The sequence below is a fragment of the Streptomyces sp. NPDC051913 genome, assembly GCF_044593635.1.
Lineage (GTDB): Bacteria > Actinomycetota > Actinomycetes > Streptomycetales > Streptomycetaceae > Streptomyces.
Genome location: NZ_JBIUCI010000005.1, coordinates 561,521 through 583,032 on the forward strand (window position 1 = coordinate 561,521; position 21,512 = coordinate 583,032).

The 21,512-nt window shown below is 70.5% G+C and carries 28 protein-coding genes and 1 pseudogene; 3 read left to right on the forward strand and 26 right to left on the reverse strand.

Going from position 1 to position 21,512, the window contains the following annotated elements; genetic code table 11:
* Positions 1 to 198: 198 nt before the first annotated feature.
* Positions 199 to 633, forward strand: a pseudogene (locus tag ACIHIX_RS18605) (hypothetical protein); the annotation flags it as partial.
* 79 nt (positions 634 to 712) lie between these two features.
* Here the strand turns inward: ACIHIX_RS18605 and ACIHIX_RS18610 are convergent.
* The 4 genes from ACIHIX_RS18610 to ACIHIX_RS18625 all read right to left on the reverse strand — a co-directional run bounded on the left by ACIHIX_RS18610 (position 713) and on the right by ACIHIX_RS18625 (position 3,487).
* The gene (locus ACIHIX_RS18610) at positions 713 to 1,786 is read right to left on the reverse strand and encodes a hypothetical protein (protein WP_399956904.1); all 1,074 of its coding nucleotides are present in this window, start codon (positions 1,784 to 1,786) and stop codon (positions 713 to 715) included.
* A gap of 176 nt (positions 1,787 to 1,962) precedes the next feature.
* Entirely contained in the window at positions 1,963 to 2,682 is a 720-nt protein-coding gene (locus ACIHIX_RS18615; RefSeq protein WP_399957326.1) for a DUF317 domain-containing protein, read from the reverse strand.
* Between the two features lie 45 nt (positions 2,683 to 2,727).
* Complete coding sequence (locus ACIHIX_RS18620) at positions 2,728 to 3,009, reverse strand: hypothetical protein (RefSeq protein ID WP_399957329.1); 282 nt, start codon at positions 3,007 to 3,009, stop codon at positions 2,728 to 2,730.
* A gap of 106 nt (positions 3,010 to 3,115) precedes the next feature.
* Complete coding sequence (locus ACIHIX_RS18625) at positions 3,116 to 3,487, reverse strand: DUF317 domain-containing protein (protein WP_399956906.1); 372 nt, start codon at positions 3,485 to 3,487, stop codon at positions 3,116 to 3,118.
* A 574-nt stretch (positions 3,488 to 4,061) separates the two neighbouring features.
* On the opposite strand from ACIHIX_RS18625, the gene ACIHIX_RS18630 reads away from it, so the two are divergent.
* Complete coding sequence (locus tag ACIHIX_RS18630) at positions 4,062 to 4,400, forward strand: hypothetical protein (protein ID WP_399956909.1); 339 nt, start codon at positions 4,062 to 4,064, stop codon at positions 4,398 to 4,400.
* Here the strand turns inward: ACIHIX_RS18630 and ACIHIX_RS18635 are convergent.
* Together ACIHIX_RS18635 and ACIHIX_RS18640 are read right to left on the reverse strand one after the other, a co-directional pair.
* Positions 4,395 to 5,126 carry a hypothetical protein gene (locus tag ACIHIX_RS18635; RefSeq protein ID WP_399956912.1) on the reverse strand — a complete coding sequence of 244 codons (732 nt, stop codon included), beginning with the start codon at positions 5,124 to 5,126 and terminating at the stop codon, positions 4,395 to 4,397. The genes ACIHIX_RS18630 and ACIHIX_RS18635 overlap by 6 nt on opposite strands.
* 9 nt (positions 5,127 to 5,135) lie before the next feature.
* The gene (locus ACIHIX_RS18640) at positions 5,136 to 5,666 is read right to left on the reverse strand and encodes a hypothetical protein (RefSeq protein ID WP_399956915.1); all 531 of its coding nucleotides are present in this window, start codon (positions 5,664 to 5,666) and stop codon (positions 5,136 to 5,138) included.
* Positions 5,667 to 6,262: 596 nt separating this feature from the next.
* On the opposite strand from ACIHIX_RS18640, the gene ACIHIX_RS18645 reads away from it, so the two are divergent.
* Positions 6,263 to 6,883 (forward strand): hypothetical protein, encoded by a 621-nt coding sequence (locus ACIHIX_RS18645; RefSeq protein ID WP_399956918.1) that lies wholly within the window; start codon positions 6,263 to 6,265, stop codon positions 6,881 to 6,883.
* Positions 6,884 to 6,953: 70 nt separating this feature from the next.
* Here ACIHIX_RS18645 and ACIHIX_RS18650 read toward each other — a convergent pair whose 3' ends face one another.
* From ACIHIX_RS18650 to ACIHIX_RS18745, 20 genes are all read right to left on the reverse strand, one after another.
* Positions 6,954 to 7,964: a SpaA isopeptide-forming pilin-related protein gene (locus ACIHIX_RS18650; protein ID WP_399956920.1), complete on the reverse strand. Its 1,011-nt coding sequence runs from the start codon at positions 7,962 to 7,964 to the stop codon at positions 6,954 to 6,956.
* Between the two features lie 139 nt (positions 7,965 to 8,103).
* Positions 8,104 to 8,580, reverse strand: a complete 477-nt coding sequence (locus ACIHIX_RS18655; RefSeq protein ID WP_399956923.1) for a hypothetical protein — start codon at positions 8,578 to 8,580, stop codon at positions 8,104 to 8,106.
* A gap of 33 nt (positions 8,581 to 8,613) precedes the next feature.
* Positions 8,614 to 9,486 carry a DUF317 domain-containing protein gene (locus ACIHIX_RS18660; RefSeq protein WP_399956926.1) on the reverse strand — a complete coding sequence of 291 codons (873 nt, stop codon included), beginning with the start codon at positions 9,484 to 9,486 and terminating at the stop codon, positions 8,614 to 8,616.
* A 50-nt stretch (positions 9,487 to 9,536) separates the two neighbouring features.
* Positions 9,537 to 10,190 (reverse strand): HAD family hydrolase, encoded by a 654-nt coding sequence (locus tag ACIHIX_RS18665; protein WP_399956929.1) that lies wholly within the window; start codon positions 10,188 to 10,190, stop codon positions 9,537 to 9,539.
* Positions 10,187 to 11,350: an MFS transporter gene (locus ACIHIX_RS18670; protein ID WP_399956932.1), complete on the reverse strand. Its 1,164-nt coding sequence runs from the start codon at positions 11,348 to 11,350 to the stop codon at positions 10,187 to 10,189. Before ACIHIX_RS18670 ends, ACIHIX_RS18665 begins: the two co-directional genes overlap by 4 nt.
* Entirely contained in the window at positions 11,347 to 12,567 is a 1,221-nt protein-coding gene (locus ACIHIX_RS18675; RefSeq protein WP_399957331.1) for an ATP-grasp domain-containing protein, read from the reverse strand. Before ACIHIX_RS18675 ends, ACIHIX_RS18670 begins: the two co-directional genes overlap by 4 nt.
* 94 nt (positions 12,568 to 12,661) lie before the next feature.
* The gene (locus tag ACIHIX_RS18680) at positions 12,662 to 13,000 is read right to left on the reverse strand and encodes a hypothetical protein (protein ID WP_399956934.1); all 339 of its coding nucleotides are present in this window, start codon (positions 12,998 to 13,000) and stop codon (positions 12,662 to 12,664) included.
* 41 nt (positions 13,001 to 13,041) lie between these two features.
* The gene (locus tag ACIHIX_RS18685; protein WP_399956937.1) at positions 13,042 to 14,283 is read right to left on the reverse strand and encodes an MFS transporter; all 1,242 of its coding nucleotides are present in this window, start codon (positions 14,281 to 14,283) and stop codon (positions 13,042 to 13,044) included.
* On the reverse strand, positions 14,280 to 14,795 hold the full coding sequence (locus ACIHIX_RS18690; RefSeq protein ID WP_399956940.1) for a hypothetical protein: 516 nt from the start codon (positions 14,793 to 14,795) through the stop codon (positions 14,280 to 14,282). The genes ACIHIX_RS18685 and ACIHIX_RS18690 overlap by 4 nt, the downstream gene beginning before the upstream one ends.
* A complete protein-coding gene (locus tag ACIHIX_RS18695; protein ID WP_399956943.1) occupies positions 14,792 to 15,682 on the reverse strand; it encodes a winged helix-turn-helix transcriptional regulator in 891 nt (296 codons plus the stop codon). The genes ACIHIX_RS18690 and ACIHIX_RS18695 overlap by 4 nt, the downstream gene beginning before the upstream one ends.
* Positions 15,683 to 15,712: 30 nt before the next feature.
* On the reverse strand, positions 15,713 to 16,135 hold the full coding sequence (locus ACIHIX_RS18700) for a hypothetical protein (RefSeq protein ID WP_399956946.1): 423 nt from the start codon (positions 16,133 to 16,135) through the stop codon (positions 15,713 to 15,715).
* 11 nt (positions 16,136 to 16,146) lie between these two features.
* Positions 16,147 to 16,587 carry a hypothetical protein gene (locus ACIHIX_RS18705; RefSeq protein ID WP_399956948.1) on the reverse strand — a complete coding sequence of 147 codons (441 nt, stop codon included), beginning with the start codon at positions 16,585 to 16,587 and terminating at the stop codon, positions 16,147 to 16,149.
* Complete coding sequence (locus tag ACIHIX_RS18710) at positions 16,584 to 17,042, reverse strand: hypothetical protein (RefSeq protein ID WP_399956951.1); 459 nt, start codon at positions 17,040 to 17,042, stop codon at positions 16,584 to 16,586. Before ACIHIX_RS18710 ends, ACIHIX_RS18705 begins: the two co-directional genes overlap by 4 nt.
* A 61-nt stretch (positions 17,043 to 17,103) precedes the next feature.
* On the reverse strand, positions 17,104 to 17,448 hold the full coding sequence (locus ACIHIX_RS18715; RefSeq protein WP_399956954.1) for an SH3 domain-containing protein: 345 nt from the start codon (positions 17,446 to 17,448) through the stop codon (positions 17,104 to 17,106).
* Positions 17,449 to 17,649: 201 nt separating this feature from the next.
* Positions 17,650 to 18,366, reverse strand: a complete 717-nt coding sequence (locus ACIHIX_RS18720) for a hypothetical protein (protein ID WP_399956955.1) — start codon at positions 18,364 to 18,366, stop codon at positions 17,650 to 17,652.
* A gap of 54 nt (positions 18,367 to 18,420) precedes the next feature.
* Positions 18,421 to 19,101 (reverse strand): hypothetical protein, encoded by a 681-nt coding sequence (locus ACIHIX_RS18725; protein WP_399956958.1) that lies wholly within the window; start codon positions 19,099 to 19,101, stop codon positions 18,421 to 18,423.
* On the reverse strand, positions 19,098 to 19,559 hold the full coding sequence (locus ACIHIX_RS18730) for a GNAT family N-acetyltransferase (protein ID WP_399956961.1): 462 nt from the start codon (positions 19,557 to 19,559) through the stop codon (positions 19,098 to 19,100). Before ACIHIX_RS18730 ends, ACIHIX_RS18725 begins: the two co-directional genes overlap by 4 nt.
* A gap of 29 nt (positions 19,560 to 19,588) precedes the next feature.
* Positions 19,589 to 20,308: a DUF3631 domain-containing protein gene (locus ACIHIX_RS18735; RefSeq protein WP_399956964.1), complete on the reverse strand. Its 720-nt coding sequence runs from the start codon at positions 20,306 to 20,308 to the stop codon at positions 19,589 to 19,591.
* A complete protein-coding gene (locus ACIHIX_RS18740; RefSeq protein WP_399956966.1) occupies positions 20,305 to 20,793 on the reverse strand; it encodes a hypothetical protein in 489 nt (162 codons plus the stop codon). Before ACIHIX_RS18740 ends, ACIHIX_RS18735 begins: the two co-directional genes overlap by 4 nt.
* On the reverse strand, positions 20,790 to 21,500 hold the full coding sequence (locus tag ACIHIX_RS18745; protein ID WP_399956968.1) for a DUF4913 domain-containing protein: 711 nt from the start codon (positions 21,498 to 21,500) through the stop codon (positions 20,790 to 20,792). Before ACIHIX_RS18745 ends, ACIHIX_RS18740 begins: the two co-directional genes overlap by 4 nt.
* Between the last annotated feature and the right edge of the window lie 12 nt (positions 21,501 to 21,512).

Genomic DNA, 21,512 nt, shown 5'->3' on the forward strand with positions numbered 1-21,512 from the left:
CGCCCATCCAGCACAGTCCAGTAGCAATCACCCGAAGGCATACGGACTTTGAACGCTTGCACGTGCTCTCTCCCCAGTCGCGCCTGCGTCCACAACGACATCCACAACGTGCACGACACGGCAGGAGTACCTGTTCAACTCAGCTCCGCAGCCCGCCCAGTGCAACAGTCCACCGCACTCGCGGGCCCCCCACAGAACGGCTGCCCGGCGCTGGAGAAGCTCGGCGGCGACACGGCCACCGGCTCCGGTCTCGACTTCGCCCACAAGGCGAAGGCGTCCTTCGCCTACACCGCCAGCACCAGCTCCGAGGTCAGCGAGGAGCTGTACAGCGACAACGCCGCAAAGCTGTCCAGGGGCATGTCGAAGGTCTTCGACGCGATGCTCTCCTGCCCCGCCTACCAGGTGACGTCGGGCAGCACTGTCATCGACATGGGCACCGAAAAGTCGACCGCGCCGGACCTCGGCGACGAGCAGTGGAGCCAGCTGCTCACCTTCTCCGCCGGCGGGCAGCGCAGCGTCGTCAAGCAGACGGCGATCCGCACCGGCAACATCCTGGTCATCGTCTCCGGCGCGCCGGGCCTCGTGGACACTCACCTGGACAAGGCACTCGCCAAGGCACTCACCGCACGCTGATCCGCTCCTCCATCTGCCCCGGTGTCCGGGCCTGTCCACCCGACAGGCCCAGACACCGGGGTTCTGTCGTAGGCGGACATCAGCCGTCGAGACGGAGTTCGCCTGGCTCGTAGCGGAGTTGGAAGGTCTGCGCGTGCTCCCCGTGCATCCAGTACAGGGTCATGGTCGACAGCATGCTGCGCTTGACGTACCGGGTTCGCGCGGGCATTCCTTCGTCCTGCGCGACGATCCACTTCTCCACCCGCTCGGGCAGGCCGAACCGCAACGCATAGGCGTCGGGGTGTTCCGCGGAGCGCAGTTCCCAAACAGGGTGTGACGCTGCCTGGTTGATGCGTCGCAGGCGCACCGCATGCGTGGGGTGCGCGCGAGCGTATTCCACGAAGCCGTAAAGGTCGTCCGAGGCCAGGCCCAGGACGAACGGCGCGGCAGGAAAGGCCAGAACAAGGCCCAACTGTGACCGGCTGTACAGGGCCTGCGCGAGGTAATCGAGGGGGCCGCGAATCGCATCGGGCAGTTCCACGTCCCCCGGGTCCATTTCCAGCAGCGGGCCACGAAGGTACGTCCGTATCTCGCGCACCTTCGGCCGCTCAGCCGCCGGAGTCGCTTCAAGCACGGCGTGGATCGTGTCGGCCGTGTGCTTGACGAGATTCCGCAGCACGTCGAAGTCCGGTGCGGAGAGATCGATCAGGGATATCTGGTGAGCCAGCGCGTAATCCTGCGCCTCCGGGCTGAAGCCGGACGTGGAGAAGATCGCGTAGCTGTAGCGGTATCGCGTCCGAGGCCGGCCCGTTCCCGGAGCAGAGAGTGTGGTGGTCTCGCCCTCGTTCACGTCGTGGATCACACCGTGGCCATTGCGGACGGTGGGCAAACCGACAGGGGCTGTGGTCAGGTACTTTGCCTCGACGAACAAGCGGACCGGCAGGGAGAACGGCGGGACGTACCGGAACTGTCCGAGCGCGTCGACCTGGTGCCAGGCACCGCGTCCGCGAACCAGCAGACCGTTCTTGTCCTCCTTCAGGACCTTCCACGGCTCCTTGTCCTGGTCGTCGGCGGCCGTGAGGACCTCGAAACCACTGGAACGCAACAGCCAGGCCAGCACCTCCTCCAGGAGGTAGCCGCGCAAGGGTCCTTTGCCGATCACTTTGACAGCCACGCAGGCGATCCTACGTACGGTCTTGATCTTGGTTCCAGGGTGCCGTCCCATGCTCGGATGCCTGTGCGCCGAAGGCCCGGTGGTTCCGCTCTAGTAAAGAGCGCGGAACCACCGGGCCTGGGAGAAGGGGCACCCTCCGTCGATCACCCGCCTCGGTCAGCGGCTACTGGCAGCCGTCAGCCACGACGGACGACGGTGAGACGGTCCTCCGCGCCCACGGGCAGCATGCGACGCGGCACCGGGCCGGGTGCGGCGAGCGAGGAAGCGAAGGCCGCGACCAGCTCGTGCGGTGCGCTCGCGCTGAAACTCGCACACCACAAGTACGGCGCCCCGATTACGGGCTCCGCCCACGCCTGCCACCCGAGGAGGTCATCGCGGGGGTCGGCGTCGTGGATGAGCGGCGGCAGCATCTCCAGCGAGACGTTCGTGGAGAAGCCCGGGTCGGTGGCGGTCGTATGCGGGCGGTCCATGTCCCGCAGCCAGCCCCGGGCGCCAAGCGCGGTCAGTACCGCCTCGGCGTTCTCGAGCCCGACGTCGGGGGTCTCGCTCGCGTCGAGCGCGAGCAGGAAATCGGTGAGCGCCTCGTGCGGTATGCCAGCCGTGAAGTACGCGTTCCACTCGGTCAGGGCCGAGGCGGGGTGCGGTCGGGCCGACATCTGCCAGGCGACCGGTAGGCCACCCAGCTCGAAGGGGTAGGTGGCGAGGATCCACTCGGCGCCGCGCAGGCCGTCGGGGCTCACGTACAGCAGGGCGTTGCGGGAGGTCGGCCACATGCGCCAGCCGAGGTCGGTCAGGGTGTCGCCGATCCGCTCGGCGAGGACGCCGTCATCGCCGGCCAGGTGGCGCGGGGTGACCCAATACGTCGGGTCCGGCGAGACGGTGTGGAAGGGATCGATGGGGTGGTGCGGGTGCAGGGGCGCCTCCGTCAGTTCGAGGGTGGGTCAGTGGCCGTCGTTCGGCCGGGTGACGCCGCGTCGGCGGCGCGGGGGTGCCTCGACCGGACCCTGCCAGGCCAGGGCGACGGCCACGGCGGGCGGCAGGGGGCCGAACTGCTCGGCCTCCGGCGACTCGGCGATGTAGACCGTCGGCCGACCGTGCTCGTCCACCGACTTCTCCACGCCGCCCAGGCGGTGGGCCATGGGGAAGAAGGGGTTGATGGCGAGGCGGGCGGGTGTGTCACGGTCGAAGGCGGACAGGGCGTCGATGATGTCGCCGACGGTCATCTCGGGCGAGTGCGGGGCCAAGGCGTTCTCCTAGAGGTAGCGGACGAATCCGCGCGAGCAGGGGCAGGGTACGCGGGGCGCATATATAAGGGGGCGGACGTGCCCGTCACAGGGGCCGGGAGGTGGACAGGATCCGGGCCGCGGCATCGGCGACGATCTCCGCCGGCGTGTCCGTAGAGAAGGCGATCCGGTAGCCGGGGACGTCCGCGGTGCCGGTGACCGCGATGACCCAGCCCTCGCCGGTCACCCAGTCCTCGTCGGCGCCGCCGGGCCGGCCGTTCGGGAAGTAGCCGAGGTAGAACCGGCCGTCGCGCGAGCTGATGTGCACGTCGGCACGGTCGTCGACGATGTGGGTGAAATCGGCCTGCGAGAACTGGTCGATCACGTCCATCGCCTGGCCGGCACCGAGCTTCCAGGAGCGGAGCCGCAAAGCGGAGACCGTGGTGGCGAATCCGGGTTGCGACGTATCCAATGCCACAGCATCACCTCTCTGACCTGGTATTTTCCGGAAGGTCGTTCAGGTTGACATGCCGTTGCGACGTCCACCAGTCCTTTGGGGATCTTCCTCGTCTGCCACCGGCGAACTGCTGTCCGTTGACAGTGTGGGATCTCAAGTTCCCTGGCCCAATCTCACGGCCGATGGCCACTCGGTGGCCACTCATGAGACACCGCAGGTCAGTGGCCTGCACCGGGCGGTCTCCTCAGCAGCACACGAAGAGAGGCCATGATCGTGAGACATGGCGACTGGCCATCGCCGGAGATACCGCAAGAAGCCGCAGGTAACGGCACCACGAGGTGACACGGGTCCTGAGTCCCTACAGACAGCCAACCCAGTCCAGTCGAAAGGCCCTGACCTGCGACGACTGGATTGACTGTCAAAGGCCCACAGTTCCGACCTACGGCGGGCTGACCCGTTGGCCTGCGGCGACTCGGTTGGATGGCAAGGACTGGGAGCGACTGTGTTCCCTGTCGAAGGACAACTGCCACCCTGCGCGCCCATCGGCCTCGGCGCGGGCTACTCGGCGAGACGGGCCCGCTACCCTCTGGCTGTTATGGAGATCCCGGAACCTGCCGGACCGCCGTACATCGATCCGGGCCGTGAGGACCCGAGCCGCCCCGTCTGCGGGATCTGCCCAGCCACCCGGTACCCGCGCGCGCAGTTCCTGGTCTACAACAGGCCGTCCTGGGAGTGCCCGTTCCATCCGGAGAACGGGCACCGCTACACCCACGACGAGACCGTGCCCGCCTGCGTCCACCCGGACAAGATCGGACTGGAGCCCGACAGGATCGCCCCGCCGCCGAAGGCGCCGCCGGACCCGGGCGCGGCACCGGCCGGCCGCCGGGGCTGGAGCTTTCCCTGGAACGCCTCGCGGCGGCGCCGTTCCTCATGATGCCCCGGCGCGCCAGGAGGCACCGAGGTCCGCGAGCCGATCTCGAAGCACCCCGCGCTGCTCCTCCAGCTCCGGCGAGGCCGGAGAGAGCAGATAGACGTTGTCCCGGTAGAGGCGGAACCCGAGGCTCTCCCACCCCTGGGCGATCTTGGCGTTGACGCGATCCCACTCGGCCTGGGCCGACAGTCGCCGGCTGCTGAGGTCGGTGACGCCGGGCGAGCAGGCAACTGCCCGGCAGCCGGGCATGAGCCGATGGATCACCTCGCTGCCTAGTACGGCGGCCAGGCCGTGCCCACGCCAGCCAGGGGCCAGCGTGACCCGGTCCATGACGAGCAGCGCGGAGCCGACGTACTCCAGCAGCTCGCTGACCTCTCTGGTGAATGAGCCCGTGTCGGGATCGAGGAGGACCTGAGCGGTCTCGTACAGCTCCTCCGACTGCTCCTCCATGGCCCAGTAGGCGTTCCGTCCGCGGTCGAGGTGGATCCGGTAGAACGTCATCGACCCCACAGCGGCGTCCTCGACCGTGCACGAAGGGCACTCCGCGGTGGTGCAGCTGCTCGTGGTCGCCGCCTCCTGGCCTGCGTCGTGCACACGCCGGCGGTGAAGGACGGCCACGTTCCATCGCTCCAGCGTGTCCGCCTGCGGGGTGTCCCAGAGCTCGTCGTCATAGGAGATGCGCAGATACAGGTCGGAGGGATCGCCTGGAAGCTGGGGCCGCGTGCTCACCCGGTCAACCTAGACGTTGAGGTCCTGCACGATGGCTTCCAGGACGGCAACCGAACCCTCGATCGACGCGGGCATCACGACGCCGACCACCGTTCGGTGCGCAGCACCGCCCGTCAGTAGCGACGGCTCGGTCTTCTTGGTCACAATCCGCAGGAACCGGTGTCCGGGAGACCCCTCGATCCGGTAGCCGGGCTGTAGCCGGGCGAGCCACTCGTGGTCCACGGCCACCGCGCCGCCGAGCAGCGCGCCGATCCGCAGACCGCGGGTCACCCAGGCCGACCATGTGATCTCGCTCCAGTCCGAGCCGTCGGCCGTCGCAGGGATGACGTCGGAGAGATCGGGGTGCTGTTCAGAGACCCAGCGTGAGGGCTGCGCCTTGCGGAGGACCCACTGCCCGTCCCGGGCAACCTCGCCGGGGTCGAGCCCCGGGGTGAGGCGCATGTCCAGGGCGACGTGGCCGTCGGTGATCCGGTCGCCGTGGACCCAGACTTTGTCCTTGTTGACGACCCAGTCGCAGAGCCGCTCCATTGACGCTGTCACTCGTTGTGCTCCCAGGAGAGATCGTTGCCCTTCCACAGTAAGCCGCTGTCCGGGGGCACCTGACCGGCATGCGCCACGCCCGGCGTCCGAGGACTTGGCTCCGAAATCGAACAGGATTTCTAATAGTGGGATGACTCGGCACCCCTTCCCCTCAGACCTCGTTGAAACGCAGACCGCCTGGTACGTCACGTACAGACGGTTGGCGAATGAAGACAACGGCGGGGCGGCCGAACAGCGTCGTCGCCTGCTGCAGCTTTCGCAGCGGATCGCTGGTCACGCCTTCTGGCGAAGTCCGGCGGGCACGCCCGCAGCCCGCGTCGCACTCAAGGAGCTTGCCCGCGCCGAGGCCGCAGGAGAGTAGCCGTGAGCCGTCACGCCTCGGCCGGCCCCCTATCCGGAAATCCATCGAGATCCGGCCATCTCCTTCGATCACCGAGGTGTAGCCGCATGGAGCCTGGATAGGCTCCGGCCAGATTCCTCGCAGGTTCACCCCCGTAGCCCGCGAGGATCGCCGGGCCCCCGTTCTGTCAGGTCAGGGCGGGGGTCGTGCCGGTGATCTCTAGGAGGCAAACGTGCCGGTGGACTTGGCTACCTGCGTGCGCGAGCACACGGAGCGGTACGCAGCCGCCCACGGCGGCGAGCACCCGCTGACCGAGTGCATGCCCTGGGCCGAGGCGATCGTGTCCTGGCTGGAGGCCCAGCCGGAGGCAGACCCGCACGATCCGCCTCCGATGTGGCACGGCCCGAACCGATTCGGCCCGCGGGTGGTCAGCGCCGACGAGCTCACCCTCGCCATCGCCGAGGCGCTGCGCCTGGCGACGGCCGTGTGGGGTGAGCCCCTTGGCGATCTCGGCCTTCACAGCGTCCAGAACGTGCTCCGCGACTGGCTCCGGTGGGACGTCGTCCCGGGCGCGGGGCAGTGGCCGGCGCCGGACGGCACCCCGTACATCGCGCAGTGGGAGGCGCTGTTCACGGCCGACGCCGAGCGGGCCAAGGAGGTGGCCTCTTGTGTGAACTGGGCGATCGAGGAGCTGGAGGGACCCTGGCGCGACATCCAGATGTCGACGGCCTGGTTCCACCGACTGCGCACCTACAAGATCGTCTACGCGCGGCTCGCGGACGTGGCGCCACTGCTCGGGCTCACCATGCCGATCCGGGTACGCGAACCCGCCGACTACATCAACGTGCCGGATCTGATTGTCGAACAGGCCGCCTAGTCGGCACCGCACGCGCGCGAAGGCCCCCGGAATCGGATGATTCCGGGGGCCTTCGCGGTGTTGTGGGTGGTTAGTTCCCGTCGGTGGCGTCGCCCGTACGGTGTCGGCGGGCTACGACCAGGGCGCCTCCGCCGGCGACGATCAGGAGGCCGGCGCCGCCGAGCAGCCAGGGAGTGGCGTCGGCGCCGGTGTGTGCGAGCGAGCCCTCGGGGGCGGGCGCCGCGGTGCTCGACGCGGTCTCGTCAGAGGTGGGGGTGGCCGATTCGGACGGGGCCGGGGTGTCCTGGTCCTTGCCGGGCTTGCCCGGGGTGGGCTCGTCGCTCGGCTTGTCCGTGGGCTTGTCGGTCGGCCTCTCCGTCGGCGGCGGGGTGGTCGCCGTCTTGGCGTTGGTCGTTGTGACCGTCACCGGATCGCCCGGCTTGGCCTTGAACTCCTTCGAGGGCTTGTAGAGGTCGTAGCCGGCGGGTGCCTTCACCTGCTTGACCCAGAAGTCTGTGCCGGTACGGGAGTTGATGGGGAGCTTGCCGGCGGCCGTGCCGTCGGAGCCGGTGGTCAGTGTGAGGAGGGTCTTGTCGCCGCTGCCGATGTTGACGGTGGATCCAGCCAGGAGTTTGCCGGTCTTGTCGTCCTTGGCCTTCAGCAGCACCGAGGCGTCCTTGAAGGGGTCGACGATCGTGAGCGGTGTGTCCGTGTCGGGGGTGACGATAACGTCCTGGTCGTCGACCGTGTCATGCAGGTTGCTGCCGCTGGAGACCTCCTTGAGGCGGTAGACCCCCGGTGCGAGGTCCCGGAAGGCGAGCTTGCCCTGGGCGTCGGTCTTGCCGCTGGCGGCTTCCTTGCCCGCGGAGTCGAAGAGGGCGAAGGACGCGCCGACGAGCACATCGCCGCCGGGGTCCTTCTTCAGGATGGCCACGCCGCCGGTCTCCGGCTCGGCCGCGTTGCGCGGAGTCGAGGACGTGGATGCGGACGGGGCGGGATCGGCGCTCTGGGCCGAGGCGGTCGGCGCCCAGGACAGGGAACCGGTCACCGTGGCGGCGACGGCAACAGCGACTGGGAGGGTGCGAGCGGAACGGATGCGCAAGAAAGGTCTCTCCAAGGGATACAGGCGGGAACAGGCAAGGCGGGCGCGCGGGTCGTTGTTCAGCGGGAGCGGCCCGGCACTGGGCGCGGGGATAGCCAGCGAAGCGGGGACATCCAAAACTCCGTGGCGAGGAGGGCGGTCAACGGCTGCGGAGCGAAGCCCCGGAGGTGGGCGTGGGCTGGGCGACAGGGCGGGCGGCCGGGCGGGACGCGGCAGGCGCCGGGATCCAGAAGTGGACGTACTGCTCGATCGCGGTACGCAGCCCCGTGCCGTCCGCGCCGTGCCACGGCGGCTGGCTGCTGTGGGGGTGCCAGTCGCGGATGACGGCGTAGCCGTCTCGGCCGGGCACGAGGTCGCGAGCCGTGTCGCGGCGAGCGAAGGTGCCGTGGTCTGCGAAGCGGAGGATCGCGGTGTCGAGGACGCCCTGCTCGGGGTGGACGACACGCAGGCGAAGTCCGTCGTACTCGCCGTGGCGGATGGTGGGGGCGAAGTCGATCCGTAGCCGCAGCGGCGAGTTCGGCTGCAAGGATGCGTACAGGACGTCGCCGACAATGGCGTACTGGTGGAAAGGCAGTTCGAGGACGTCGTCGAAGAACTGCTGGGCGTGCAGGGCCAAAGAGCCTCTCTCGGACGAAGGAGATCTGGTCGGTCAGCGGCGGGCACCGGAGCGCCGGGCGGGGAGGACTGCCGACGGAGTCGTCGTGGTGCTCCAGCGCGGGATGCTGCGCGTGGTCAGCGCGGGCGCCCGGCGCAGGGCGGTACGCCGGACGTCGAGGGGTGTGGGAACCGGAGGCGGCGGAGAAGTGATGGGAACGAGGTGGGCGCTCTCGCATAGGCTGTGCAGCATCTGGTCCTTCCAGCGCGGCAGGGGCGCGGGGTCGGACACGCTCTCGGTGATGGCCGTCACCAGTGGAATCGGGGTGTTCGTGGAGGCGGTGGCGTACCAGCGGGAGCTGGTCCTCGGGCCGCCCCACATGTACCAGCGGGCCTGCAGCGTGGTGAGTTCCTTCTCCGCATCGAGTCGGCACTGGGCGTATTCGAGCCCGGCCATGCCGTCCGGGGTCTGCAGCTCCAGGGCGCCCCACTGCGGGTGCTGGATCTTCCAGCCGCGGTTGATGAGCGGGACGACGGCGTGGAAGGCGTCGAGTTCGAGGTCGGCGGGGCCGGGCTGAGCGAGGTAGTGCTCGGGGCCGGCCTGATACGCCGCCGCCAGGGCCGTGGTGAACGCGGTGACGAACTCTGTGGGGCACTGGTCATTGAAGGAGACGCCCCAGGCGGGCGGGCCGAAACGATCGGAGTAGGCGTTGATGCGCCACAGTCCGTCGTCGTCTCCTTCGGGCAGGTAGCCGAGGCGGATCTTGCGGTCGGGCGCGGTGACGTAGGCGTTGCCGAGGTCGTCGTGGCGCAGGTAGAAGCCGAGCGCGAGCAGCGGCTCCAGCGCTGGGTCCCCCACGGCGGTGCTGCCGGCGAGGTAGCGGGGACAGACGTAGACGTCGCCGTCGATCTCTTCGGTGTCGGGCACGAAAGTCCAGAGGGTGTCGGGGCTGACGGGGTGAGCGGCGCGGTGCGGGATCAGGAGCCGGTGCGCTCCGCGAGGACGGGCAGCAACTGTGCGTCGAGTTGTGCGGGTTGGCCGGTGTAGTGCAGGGTGCGCAGGCCCCGCTCGGCGGCGGCCCGGCAGTTGTCCTCGCGGTCGTCGACGAACAGCACGCGCCCAGGGTCGTCGGTGCCGGTGGCGGTCAGGGCGTGTTCGTACGCGGCCGGATCGGGCTTGCACAGGCCCAGGCGTGCGGAGTACAGGGCGTCGTCCATCAGTTCGCGCCGCCAGTCGGTGGCGTCCAGGACGTTGCTGAGGTGGGCCGGGGCGTTGGAGAGCAAAACCATGGGCAGCCTCGCGGCCCGGGCGCGGTACAGCGTGTCGAGGACGCGTGGGTCGGTGCGGGTCCACATGGCGGTGTCGGCGTCGCGCAGGGTGCGCAGCCATCGCGGGCCGGGGTGGTGACCGAGCACCTTGGCCCAGTAGGCGAGATCGCTCAGTTGCCCTGCGTCGTAGGCGTTGCGGGGAGCCCAGCAGGCGTCCTGGAACGAGGGGAGATGCCGGTCGGGCCACTCGGCGAGGTCGGCGAGCTGGGTCCACATAGCGGTGGTGGGCTGCAAGCCAATGACCCCGTTGTAGTCGAGGAGCAGGGCTTCTATGCCGGGCCGGGAGTCGTGGGTGCGGGTCAAGGGGTCGTTCTCTCCAGGGCTTTGGGTGCGAGGGTGGCGACGATCAGGGCGAGGAGGGCGGGCAGCAGCAGCGCGTGCGGCAGGGCGGTGACGGTGGCGAGGGCACCGATGACGGCGGGGCCGGCGAGCAGGCCGACGTAGCCGGTGACCGCGACGGTGGCGACCGCGCGGGGGCCGCCAGTGCCAGCGGCGGTGATCAGGCTGGGGATGGTGACGGACAGGCCCAGGCCGAAGGCCGCCCAGCCGAACAGGGCGAAGGCGATGGTGGAGCCGGCCAGTCCGGTGGTGAGGCCGAGCGCGGCCAAAGCGGCGCCGGCGCGTACGACGGCTGACGCGCCGAAGCGCGCGGTGAGTCGGTCACCGGCGAGTCGGCCAGTGGCCATGGCGGCGCTGTAAGAGCCGTAGGCCGCGGCGCTGGTCGCGGCCGTCGCGCCAAGATCGTGCAGGTGGACGGCAGCCCAGTCGGCAGCAGCGCCTTCACCCAGCAAGGTTGCCGCGGCCAGGACGCCCAGCAGCCACATCCGGGGCCGCGACCGATCCCCGCGTTCGCCCGAGCCCTGTGCAGCAGGATGGTGCACGGGCTTGAGTCCAGAGCTGGCGAGAGTCCGAGTCAGAGCCGTCGTGGCTCCTGCCGCCGCCGCGGCGCAGACGGCGACCCCGGTGAACAGAACGGTGTGTGAGATGTGGGTGGTGGCAGCGGCCAGCGCGGCGCCGAGGAGGGCGCCGAGGCTGTAACTCGCGTGCAGCCCGGCCATGATGGGGCGGTCGTGGGCGTCCTGGCAGCGGACCGCCGACGCATTGGCCGCGACATCGAGGACTCCGTGTGCGACGCCGAAGACGAACGCCGCCGCGAACAGGCTCTCCAGACTGGAGCAGACCCCGAGGAGGGCGAGACAGGCGGCGAGAGCTATGCCGCCACTGGTCAGCAGCGCGGGCAGGCGGGCCGGGCGCGCGAGGCGCCCGCCCGCCTGGAGTCCGGCGACCATGCCGAGGGCGGCGGCGAGCAGGACCAGGGCGAGCCCTCCGGTGCTCAGCTCGGCGGCGGACTGGACGGCGGGCATGCGGGCGCCGAAGACGGCCATGACCACACCCAGGCCGGCGAAGTACCCGATCAGCAGGCGGCGGCTGCGCACCAGCTCGATCGCTGCGGTGTGCCTCATGCGACGTGCTCCCCGGTGGCCGGGGCCGTCTGCGGGGCGGCGGCCACCTGGACGTCGAGGTGGCGGTACGCCTCCTGGGCGCGGCCCTGGGCGGCCGTGGCGGTCGGCCCGGTGGTGATGATGAAGCCGATGCGGGCGGTGAACAGATTGCCGCCGTCCTGGGGGAGCACGAGCTGGTCTCCGGGCTGTCGCTGGAAGCGCACGCGCTCCACTCCCCCGGTGGGCGTCACGACACTGCGGGCGGTCAGGGTGCCGGAGTAGGCGGGGTAGATGAAGCGGATCGCCGCAGCCTGGCGGCGGGTGGGCGTCAGGTCGGGGGTACGTCCGCAGGCGATGTCGGCGGCGGCGCGGGCGAGATCGACGCCGGTGGCCAGGTGGACGAGGTGACCGATCACGTCGCCGGCGATGCGCGCGTTGACCTCGATCAGGCGTGGGCGGCCGTCGACGATGCGGATCTCGACGTGGCTGACGCCGTCGGTGATGCCGACGGCGTCGAGGGCGGCGACGGCGACCGGCGCCACGGTGGCGAGCAGCGGGTCGTTCGCGTCGACCACGTGCGCCAGCTCCTCGAAGAAGGGCGGCATCCCGACGGTCTTGCGGGTGACGGCGACCACGGTGGTCTGCCCTTGGTAGGTGACGCACTCGACGCTCACCTCCGGGCCGTCGAGGTACTCCTCGACCAGGACCTGAGTGCTCTCCACACCGTGGTCGGCGGTGCGCGCGGCGAAGGCGTACGCACCCGGAAAATCGTTGGCCGTGTCGACGCGGATGACGCCCATGCTCGCGGCGTGCGCGGCGGGCTTGAGGACGACGGGATAGCCGATCAGCGCGGCGGCATCGGCCGCCTCCCGCTCGGTGCGCACGCTCACGGATACGGCGGAGGGCACCCCGTGGCGGGCGAACAGGCTCCGGCTGGTGTGCTTGTTGCGGCAGCCCTGGAGGGCTTCCGGAGCCGTGGTGGGCAGGCCGAGCTGGCGGGCGAGCCGGGCGACGGGGACGAGGTACCACTCGGTCCAGGTCATCACGCCGGCCAGCTCGTAGCGTTCGGCGAGCGCGCGCCCGGCCGCGACGAGTGCCGCCTGGTCGGTGGGGTCGGCGACGGCGTAGTCGAGGAGGAAGTCCTTCTCCCAGGTCGGCTCGGCGCCGGAGATCAGGACGACGTCGTAGTGGGCGCGGACGTTCTCAAGGCAGTAGCCGCGATACGCGTGCGCCTCCATGTCGGCGGCTGCAACGACCAGGACGACGGGGCGAGAGGACAACAAGGCTCCAAACAGTGGCAGGACAAAGGAGGTTGACGGCAGACGGCCGGGGTCAGAGGGTGCGGCGACGTCGCAGTTCGAAGGCACTCGCCCAGTGGGGGTGGTCCTCGATCAGCTTTCGCGCATACAGGGCGGTGAAGTTGTTGTTCAGTCCGCGCACGCCCGCGGGCAGTTGCCAGCGCAGGTCCTCGAACAGCGCCTTCAGCCCGACCCGGGTGGCCCCGGTGGCGAGCCGGTCGGAGGTCAGGCGCTCCAGCGCGCGGTAGACGTACGGGTTCTCGGCGTCGAAGGCGAGGAACCGGTCGGTCAGCGTGGGCCGCGATCCTGCTCGAAACGAGGGGCGGGATATCGGCAGGACCGACTGCTGGGCCGGGGCGTGGGACGTGGGCATGGCTAGTCTCCGTGAGGTGGGCAGGCAGGCGACCGGATCGGTCAGGCGAAGGAGGTGCGCAGGGCGGGCGTGGCGCGCAGCCGGGCGAAGGCGGTGAACAGGCCCGCAGCCTGGAGCACGGCGCAGAGCGTGACGACGTGGCCGAGCTCGGCTGGCGGCACGACGGCGACGAGGACGCCGGCCAGCGGAAAGGGCAGCAACAGCAGCAAGATCGTCAGGGAGAGGGTGGCGCCGAACACGTCCGCGGGGATGAGGCGGGAGCGCAGGGTGCGCAGCACGACGGTCATGCCGCCCTCGCCGGCCATGAGGACGGCGATCAGGGCCAGATAGGCGTGGTAGGTGCCGGCGACGGAGACGGCCAGGCACGCGGTGGCGGCGATCGTTGCGGATACGACACCGACCGGCCACAGGCCGAAGCGGTCGATCGCCTTGCGGCACAGGAGGACCGCGCCGAGCGAGGCGACGGCGGCAACCGACCAGATGAATCCGACGTCGGCTGCGGAGTGGCCGAGCTGCTTGACGATGATCACCGGGGCGGCGGCCTGCAGCAGACCGACCGCCAGGTTGGACACGGTCAGTCCGGCCACCAGCCAGCCGAGTGCCGGCAGGGCGCGCAGGGTCGACCATCCGGTGCGCAGCCCCTTGCCGACGGCCTGCGCACCGGCGGGCTTCGGTCGGAGGTACTGGCGCGGGGCGAGGACGCTGGTGAGCAGCGAGAAGACGGCGATCACCATCAGCATGCCGCTGGCGCCGGTCCACTGGAGCAGGAGGCTGGCCAGCGCGGGGCCGGACAGGGTGGCGACCTGGTCGATGCCGAGCAGTACCGACTGCACTCGGTGCGCGCGGGCCCCGGCCTCTCGGCCGGCGACCCCGCCCGCGGTCTCGGCCGCAATGTACGAGCACTCGGTGAAGATCCCGGTGGACGCGGCGAGCACCATGACGGTGACCGTCGCCCCCAGCCCCGCCTCCTGCTGCGGCAGGAGGAACGCTGCGGCCAGGACGACCAGGGCGCGGGCAACGGAGGCGTAGCGGAGCACGGCGGTAGTGCCATGGCGGTCGACCAGGGCCCCGGCGAAGGCGAACGCGCCCAGCCGCGGGATCCATTCCAGCGCGAAGGCGAGGCCGGTCAGGGCTGCGGAGTTGGTGGTGGCCAATACCAGCAGCGGGATGCCGTAGGTGGCCATGGCGAACGCGGCGGCGTCCGTGCTGCGCGGCAGGTAGATGCCGCGCAGCACAGTGGGGACCAGGCGGCGCGCATGCCGCGGTCCGACACGGGATCTCACGCAGCGCGCCCCGCTTCCGCCGCTTGCTGCGCGGAGCGGGCGTCAGTGTGGTTGAGGACGCGGGGGTACGCCTGCAGAAACTCGGTCAGGACCTGATGCGGCGCCGACGGCTCCAGACTCGAGCCGAACGCGTGCGTGCTGCGGCTGTGCAGCTGGAGGGTGTGCTGGACGCGGGTGACGAAGTCGGTGCTGGTGTCGGGGAGCTGACGGGCGCGCGCCCAGCGGGCCGCGGTGTCGTACACCTCGGCGAGGGCCTCGCCGCTCGCGGTGAGCCGGTAGCGGTCGGGGGCCTGTTCGTCGGCGTGGATCAGGGCGAGGTCGCGGGCGACGTCGATGGCGTGGCGCAGTTGCCCGGGGGTGAGGTCGCCGAAGGCGCCCTGAAGGCTGCCGCGCCGGTGGCTGATGGGGCCGTTGTCGTCGATCTCAGTGACCAGGCGGATCAGGCCCGGCAGGGTCAGGGTCCGGATCGCGCGGCGTTCGTGCAGGAGGTTCTCGGGCAGGGAGCGGGTCATCGGCGCTGGCCTCCTGCCGGGGAGATCGGGCGGGCGGGTATCTGGTGGGAGAAGAGGTCGCCGGGCCGCCACGCCGGGCCGCCCGGGGGCGTCGTGGTCAGCGCGGGACGAACTGCTGGCGCTGCCGGAACCGCCGGTGCGGGAAGGCGGGTCGGAGTGGTCGCCCACGGGCCGGAACGGTTCTGCGACGGGGCGGCGCCCGGCATCCGAGTCCGACGGGCGTCGGACTCGGATGCCGGGGCGGTGGCCCAGGCGGAGATCGCCTGGAAGACGGGGGCGAGTGCCCGGCCGCTCGCGGTCAGCTGGTAGCCGCCGGTTCCGCTGGCCGTGACGAGGCCGTCGTCGACCAGGCGTTCCAGGGGCTTGTAGACAGCGGTCAGCCCGTAGCCGGGCATGGCTTCGGTCGCCAGCGTCTTGGCCGTCGCGATGCCCCGGGCCTGCAGGGAGAACAGGATCGGGGTGGCGTGCCGTGGCACGAGCAGCGCGACCGCGTCGTCAATGTTCTGGGCCGGCGCGATCCGCTCGGGCTCCAGCTCGCCGGTGTGCTGGTCGGCGACCAGCTCCTTCTCCAGATACGTGTCGCCCCAGGACGCGATCACCGAGAGGACGGGCAGCAGCGCGGCACCGTGGCCGGTGAGGCCGTAGGTGACGTGGCGCGGGGCGTACTCCGTGCGCTCGATGACGCCGGCGTTGGTGAGGTGACGCAGCCGGGGGTGGAGTTGCCCGTCCGCCAGCCACGGAAGCCTCGGCTTGAACTCGGCGTAGCGCAGCGGCTGGGAGGAGACGGTCATCAGCACCCACACGCTCCAGCGCGGGGCGAGCAGGTCCAGGGTCTTGGTGACGCCCAAGAGATCGTTTGGTGTGGCGGGCGGCGCGGTGGTGGCCAAGAAGGTGGCTCCTCAAGCGGGACGGGTGGGTCAGCGGGTGCGGGAGGTGGTCGCCGTCGGTGTGGCGGGGGCCGGTACAGCCGGCGGGTGGGTGTCCGGGGCGGACACGCGGCGCAGGCCGCCCAGGACCGCGCTGGTGCTCTTTGCGTAGGCGTCGCGGGTGGCGACGGACTCGGCGATGCGGCGGGCGCAGTCGAGGATGTGGCCGGCGGCGAAACGGCCGATCTCCCGGTCAGGGCCGGTGAGTTCGCGCAGTCGCTGCAGTTGGAAGGCGATGTTGCGTTCGGCGAGGGCCAGGTCCCCGTGGGTGCCGGTCAAAGCGGCGAGCAGCGTGGTCTCGGGGGTGGCGTCGGCGATGGCTTCGAGTTCGGCGAGCGGCTGTCCGTACAGCGCCTCGATGCGCTGGGCGACGAGCTGGGAAACGGAGTCGGACGGGGTGTCGGGCTGGGGCAATCGGTGGACTTTCAGGGACGTCGTATCCGCACCGCCCCGGCGCGGGGCGCTGCCGGGGCGGGCGGAGCGGTGGCGGCGATCTTGGGGCTCAACCCGGCGCGTGATGCTGCTACTTGGTTCGGCGCCGGCATGGTGCGCAGCACCTCGTCGAGTGCGGCGGTGTAGCCGTCGCGGCCGGCCAGAGCCGCCTCCAGCCACTGGGCGTCCCACCGCAGGTCCTCGGCGGACAGGTCGTCCATGTCCCCGTCGGGTTCCGTCGCGGAATGGACGCGGTCGCGGACGCGGGCCACCTGCTCCTCGGAAATGGCGAGGAAGCTGCGCAGTTCCAGCGCCCGCTGAAGTGCGGCATTGGCCTCGCCGCGGGCGGCCTGCGCGTACAGCTCGGCTACCTCGGCGCCGAACGCTTCCTGCAGAGCCGCATCACGGCTGCTGGGCTTGTCGATGACGCTCACCGCGTGGCCCCGCGCGCCGTGGTGTTCCGCGCGCTGGGCAGTGTAGGCGGAGAGGTAGGCAGGGCCGGAGCGCGACGAGCAGCTGAGGAAGCGCCGCGCCACACCCCGGGTCCGCGCTTGCCGGGAGCGCTGGGGTCGAGGAGGTACTTCACGACCATGGCGCGTCCGTCGCGGGACGCTACCGCGGCGTTGACCTGGTGGGCCAACTCCATGACGGGATCGTCGAGTACATCCGGCGGCTGGGTACCCAGAGCCTCGACGAGCGCGTCCTCGGCGGCGTCGAGGGCCTGCTGTGTTTCGGCGAGCAGGCCGTACCAGTGCACGACGGTGGTGGCCTCGGGATCGGCCTGCGGTGCCGCCTCAACAGCCCGGCGCAGGTCGGCGAGCGGCATCTGGAATCGGTCCTCGATTCGCTCGGTAATGACGCCCATCACGTCATCGCTGGCGTCGAGCACTAAGAGCTTCCCTTCGTTTCGGAAATTCCGGTGTGGGAATGGGAAATGGGGTGACGGTGGGCTAGTCCAAGCACATGCCGGCCGGGCGGTAGACATACTTGGCGGAGACCCAGCCCTTGACGCCGGTCGTCCTGTCGGTGATGTAGCGCCACTTTCCGCTGGTCTTGTGCACGGTGAACTTGTGGCCCCGATACAGAATCCCGAGTGCCTTGGAGTTGGCGGACGCCTTGGCGCGGATGGTGACGGCCTTGGTGCTGAGCGTCCACGGTCCGGGCTTGCTACAGGTCGGGTCGGTTATGGAGGTTGGCGCCTGCGCGGGTGCGGCGCTCGCGGTGGCGGTGGAGACCAGCGGCAGCGCGAGGGCACCGAGCAGGGCGGCGGGGACGGCTATGCGGGTTGAGCGCATGGCGGATTGGGCTCCATTTCGAGGAAAGGGCATACGGGAGAATCAGCTCCAGGCGGGTGCCGTGCGGGCTGAGAACAAGAGTCCGGAGAATCCCCGGTTTCGGTAACCGGGGATTGCGTGCTATGTTCCGCGCCGCCTCGCACACGGCTGATGGCAATTCGCCGGGACAGGAAGGCGAAATGCCGTCGGGTTAGCGGGAGTTCAGCGGCCCGGCCCGCGCGGCGGGGCGGGGCGTGCCGGCAGGGCAGGGACTGCGGTGACGGGCCGGGTTGCCGGCGAGGCCGTCGGCAGCGAGGGCTCGTCGCCGTTCCAGTGCGCTTCCCACCACTGAGTGGCGGCCTCGAAGGTCTGGAAGCCGCCCTCGCGCAGAGTGTGCGTCCACGCGGTGGTGTCGACCTCTTCGAGCAGGACGCGGAAGGGCAGTGCCGCCTTCTCGTCGACCGCACGCAGCATCACGGTCGTCTGGATCGGGTCGTCGTCGCGTGTGTAGCTGGTGAGCAGGGCGAAGTGGTCGCCGTCGCTGCGCAGACGCTGCTCCAGCACGCGGGTGGCGTCGTTCGCGGCCGTGGTGCCCATGCCGTGGGGCAGGAGGATCTTCTCCTCGGGGCAGCCGCGGGCGATCAGCCAGGACTGTGCCATGGAGGGCAGTGGCAGCTCTGCGTGGTCAAACTGGTAGGTGCACGCGGCCGGGTCGCGTTTGAGGTGCAGGGCGACCAGCTGCGGTTCTCCAGGGATGCCCCAAGTGACGGCGCGGTTGTGCATCACGTAGAAGCTGTGCTCGGCATCGTCGCTGTGGTGCTCGGCGAGGACAGTCATCGAGTCCTGCTCGATGCCGATGTGCCCCCAGAACTGATCGGCGACGTGGTCGTTGACGGCTTCGTATCCGTCGAGGCGGAAATCGGGTTCGTAGGTGGGCATCGGTGCTTTCGGTCGTGACCCCGGCGGCGCCGTGCGCGTAGCACGGAGCGCGGTTCAGCGGCGGGTACGGGAGACGGCAGGCAGGGCCGGCGGCAGGGGCGCGGGCGTGGTCCCGGGCGGGCCCGCGCGGCGGGGTGCGGTCAGTACGGCCCGGCCGGCATCGGTGAGATTGACGGGCTGCCCGGCGTGCACCGGGTGCGCGGTGTCGCGCGCCACCAGCCCCATCTCCTCCAGGTGCAGCAGCTGAGCGTAGGAGATGCGGGTGCGGGTGGGCGTCGCCACGGCGAGGCGATGGGTGACGAGGTGTTCATGCAGCTTGGCGCCCTGGGCGATGGCGAGCAGAGCCGCCGCATCCTTCGTCGCGATCTGCGGTGGCGCCTGCCGAGGAGCGGCGGCCTCGATCGGCGCCAGCGCTGCGTCTGCCACGGATCGCTTCGCATCGCGTACGGCGGCGGCCGTCGCCAGCTGATCGAGGGTGCGCTCGATTCGAGCGAACAGCGCCTGGTCCACGGGCAGTGCACTGGAGGCGAGGCGAGCGAGACGGACACGGTAGAAGGTGACGTCCCGCTCAGCCGCCGCCAGCTCGCTATGCGCGTCGGCCAGGGCGGCGTGCGGTGCGTCGAGGAGTCCGCTGTCGCGGTGCCGGCGCAGCACTTCGACGCCGTAGCCCACGGCGGCTTCGATCCGCAGATCGAGTGCGGTGGGCATCAGCCCGTCGGGCTGTGGTGCGGTCATGGCGGAGCGGTTCCTGGGTCCGGGGCGAGCGCGTCCAGGGCGAGTCGGACCTCGACGTACGGGCCGTCGCGGGTATACGACGTCGGGCCGAGCCGGTCGAGGAGCCGGAGCATGGGCGCATTCGCCACCTGCGTGAACGCGGACAGGGTGTGGGCTCCGCGCGCGCGGGCGAGGTAAGCGGATTGGCAGGCCAGGGCCGAGCCGATGCCCTGGCGCTGACGGTGGTCGACGACCTGCAGCCCGAGATCGAAGACCCCCGGCTCCCGGCTGACCGGCCCGACGCAGACAAGGGCCACAGGGCGCTCGTCGGCGCCGAGCCCGATCCAGCACTGCGCGTGGGCGAGCAGCCGGGACAGGTCGCGGGGCGTCAGTCGCGTACGGCCCCAGCGGCGCAGCAGGTTCTGCTCGGAGCACTGCGCGTGGAAGGCGGCGACCAGGTCCCAGTCCGCCTCCGTCACCCGCCGACTCCGCGCGAGGGCGGGGTGCCTCAGCAGGAGCAGGTCGGGCGGCCGGCCAGCAGGTCGGCGCGCCGGTAGGCCCGGTAGCGGCTGCCGTCGGCCGCGCGCGGCTTGCAGGGCTGTACTCCGTAGCCGCGCAGGAGCAGACCCAGCCGCAGCGGGGTGAGGTCGGTGTAGCTCCAGCGCCCCTCAGCCTGACCGGGCAGACCGCGCAGGCGCTCGACCAGCTCCGCGGTGCTCACGTAGTCCGGGGCGCCCTCGTCGTCGAAGACGGCGAGGCAGGCGTGCACGATCGTCTGCGGGCTGCTGGGGCAGGACAGGAACTCCTCGCACGCGTCCTCGTGGACGTCGTCGAAGTCGTCCAGGCCGTCCGGCTCTTCGAAGTCCTCGAACCCCTCGAAGTCGTCGAAGTCCGGGTCGAAGCCGGGCTCCTCGTCCTCCAGCGGTTCGTACTCGGACGGGGGCGCGGCTTCGTACGCGGCTGCGCAGCAGCAGGAAGTGGCCAGGAGCGCGCTCAGTTCCGCCCCGGCTGCCATCCGTTCGACCAGCAGGTCGGTCAGGGTGCTGAGCTGCTCGGCGGGGCTGACGCCGGGAAGCTCAGTGCCGGCGAACTCGGCGAGCTGCTGGTCGAGTTCCTGGATCTCGACGAACACGTCGAGGATGGCGCGGTGGTGCGGGTTCTCGGTGACCTGGGCCGGCCCGAGTACGGCGGTGGCGACCTGGTCGATCAGGGTGGGGAACTGCGTCAACGAACGGGGCCCTTCAGGGTCGGGGGCAGTGCGGGTCGGGGAAGGCCGGGCATCACATAGGTCGGTGGTCCCGGCTTGGGGACAGGCTGGCGGGTGCCCAGCTGCGGCGAGCGGGTGCGGGCCGCGTGGGTGCGCTCGCCCAGGGGGCGCCGGCGGATGCCGAGGCGGGCACGGGCGGTGTCGTACACGTCGTGCGCTTCGCGCGGGCGTACGGCCACGACGTGGATTTCGGTGGTGTGCGTGGAGTTCGCGGGCGCCGGCCGCTGGGCGTAGACGATGCGCCAGGCATTGCGGTGATCGACATAGACCTTGCGGCAGCCGGCGAGATCGCGGGTGAGTTTGGCGCCGAACAGACGGGCGTTGACGACGTCCTGAAGCTGGGCCAGTGCAAGGTCGCGGATGTCGCCGGGGGCCTGCAGGAGGTCGGTCAGGGCGCGAGGGTCGAAGGACAGGCCGAATGCCGGCCGGTCCTCGTGGCCGGTCATCCGCCGGCCTGGCCCAGCTCGCCGGACTCCTCATGGTCCTCGTCCTCCTCGGTGGCGGAGGTGTTCCGGTTCGAGGGGCGGGGGCCGGGCAGCAGGCGATGCGCGGGCCGGTCCGGATCGGTCATGCACGCGGACAGCGGACCGCCAGCGGCCCGGACGGTGGCCATGGCGTGGGTGAGGAAGTCCCGGTGCCACACGAACAGGCCACTCAATCCGGCCTCGGGATCCTTGTGCTGCTGGTAGGCCAGCCACAGAGCATGAAGCCAGGCGACGACATCGGGGTGCTCCTGCCACTGCTCGCACCACGGGGCAGCGGTGGTGACCTCCGCCCCGTAGACCCGGACGAGGAAGTCATCGACCCAGTCAGACAGGGCGTCGAGTTCGTCCTCGTACTCCTCGTCCTCCAACTCGAGGATCGGACGCGGCTCGGGCGGCGCGGGGACGGGCGGCAGGCCCGCGAACCCCGGCAGACCGTAGGCGGCGAACGGCGAGTCCGGTAGCGGCGGTGCCGCCGAGAGGTCATCGATCTGACGCTCGTGCCGCGCGGATCGATCCAGCAGCATGGCGACGTTCGCCTCGACCCTCGCAAGATCAGCCTCCGGCAGCCGAACCGGCTCCAGCTCTCCCGCCTTCGAGGGCAGAGGAGAGTCGGATATCTGGACCGGATCCTTCTCCGTGTCCTCCGAGGGGTTTATGGATTCAGGCACGAAAAGGGGCCT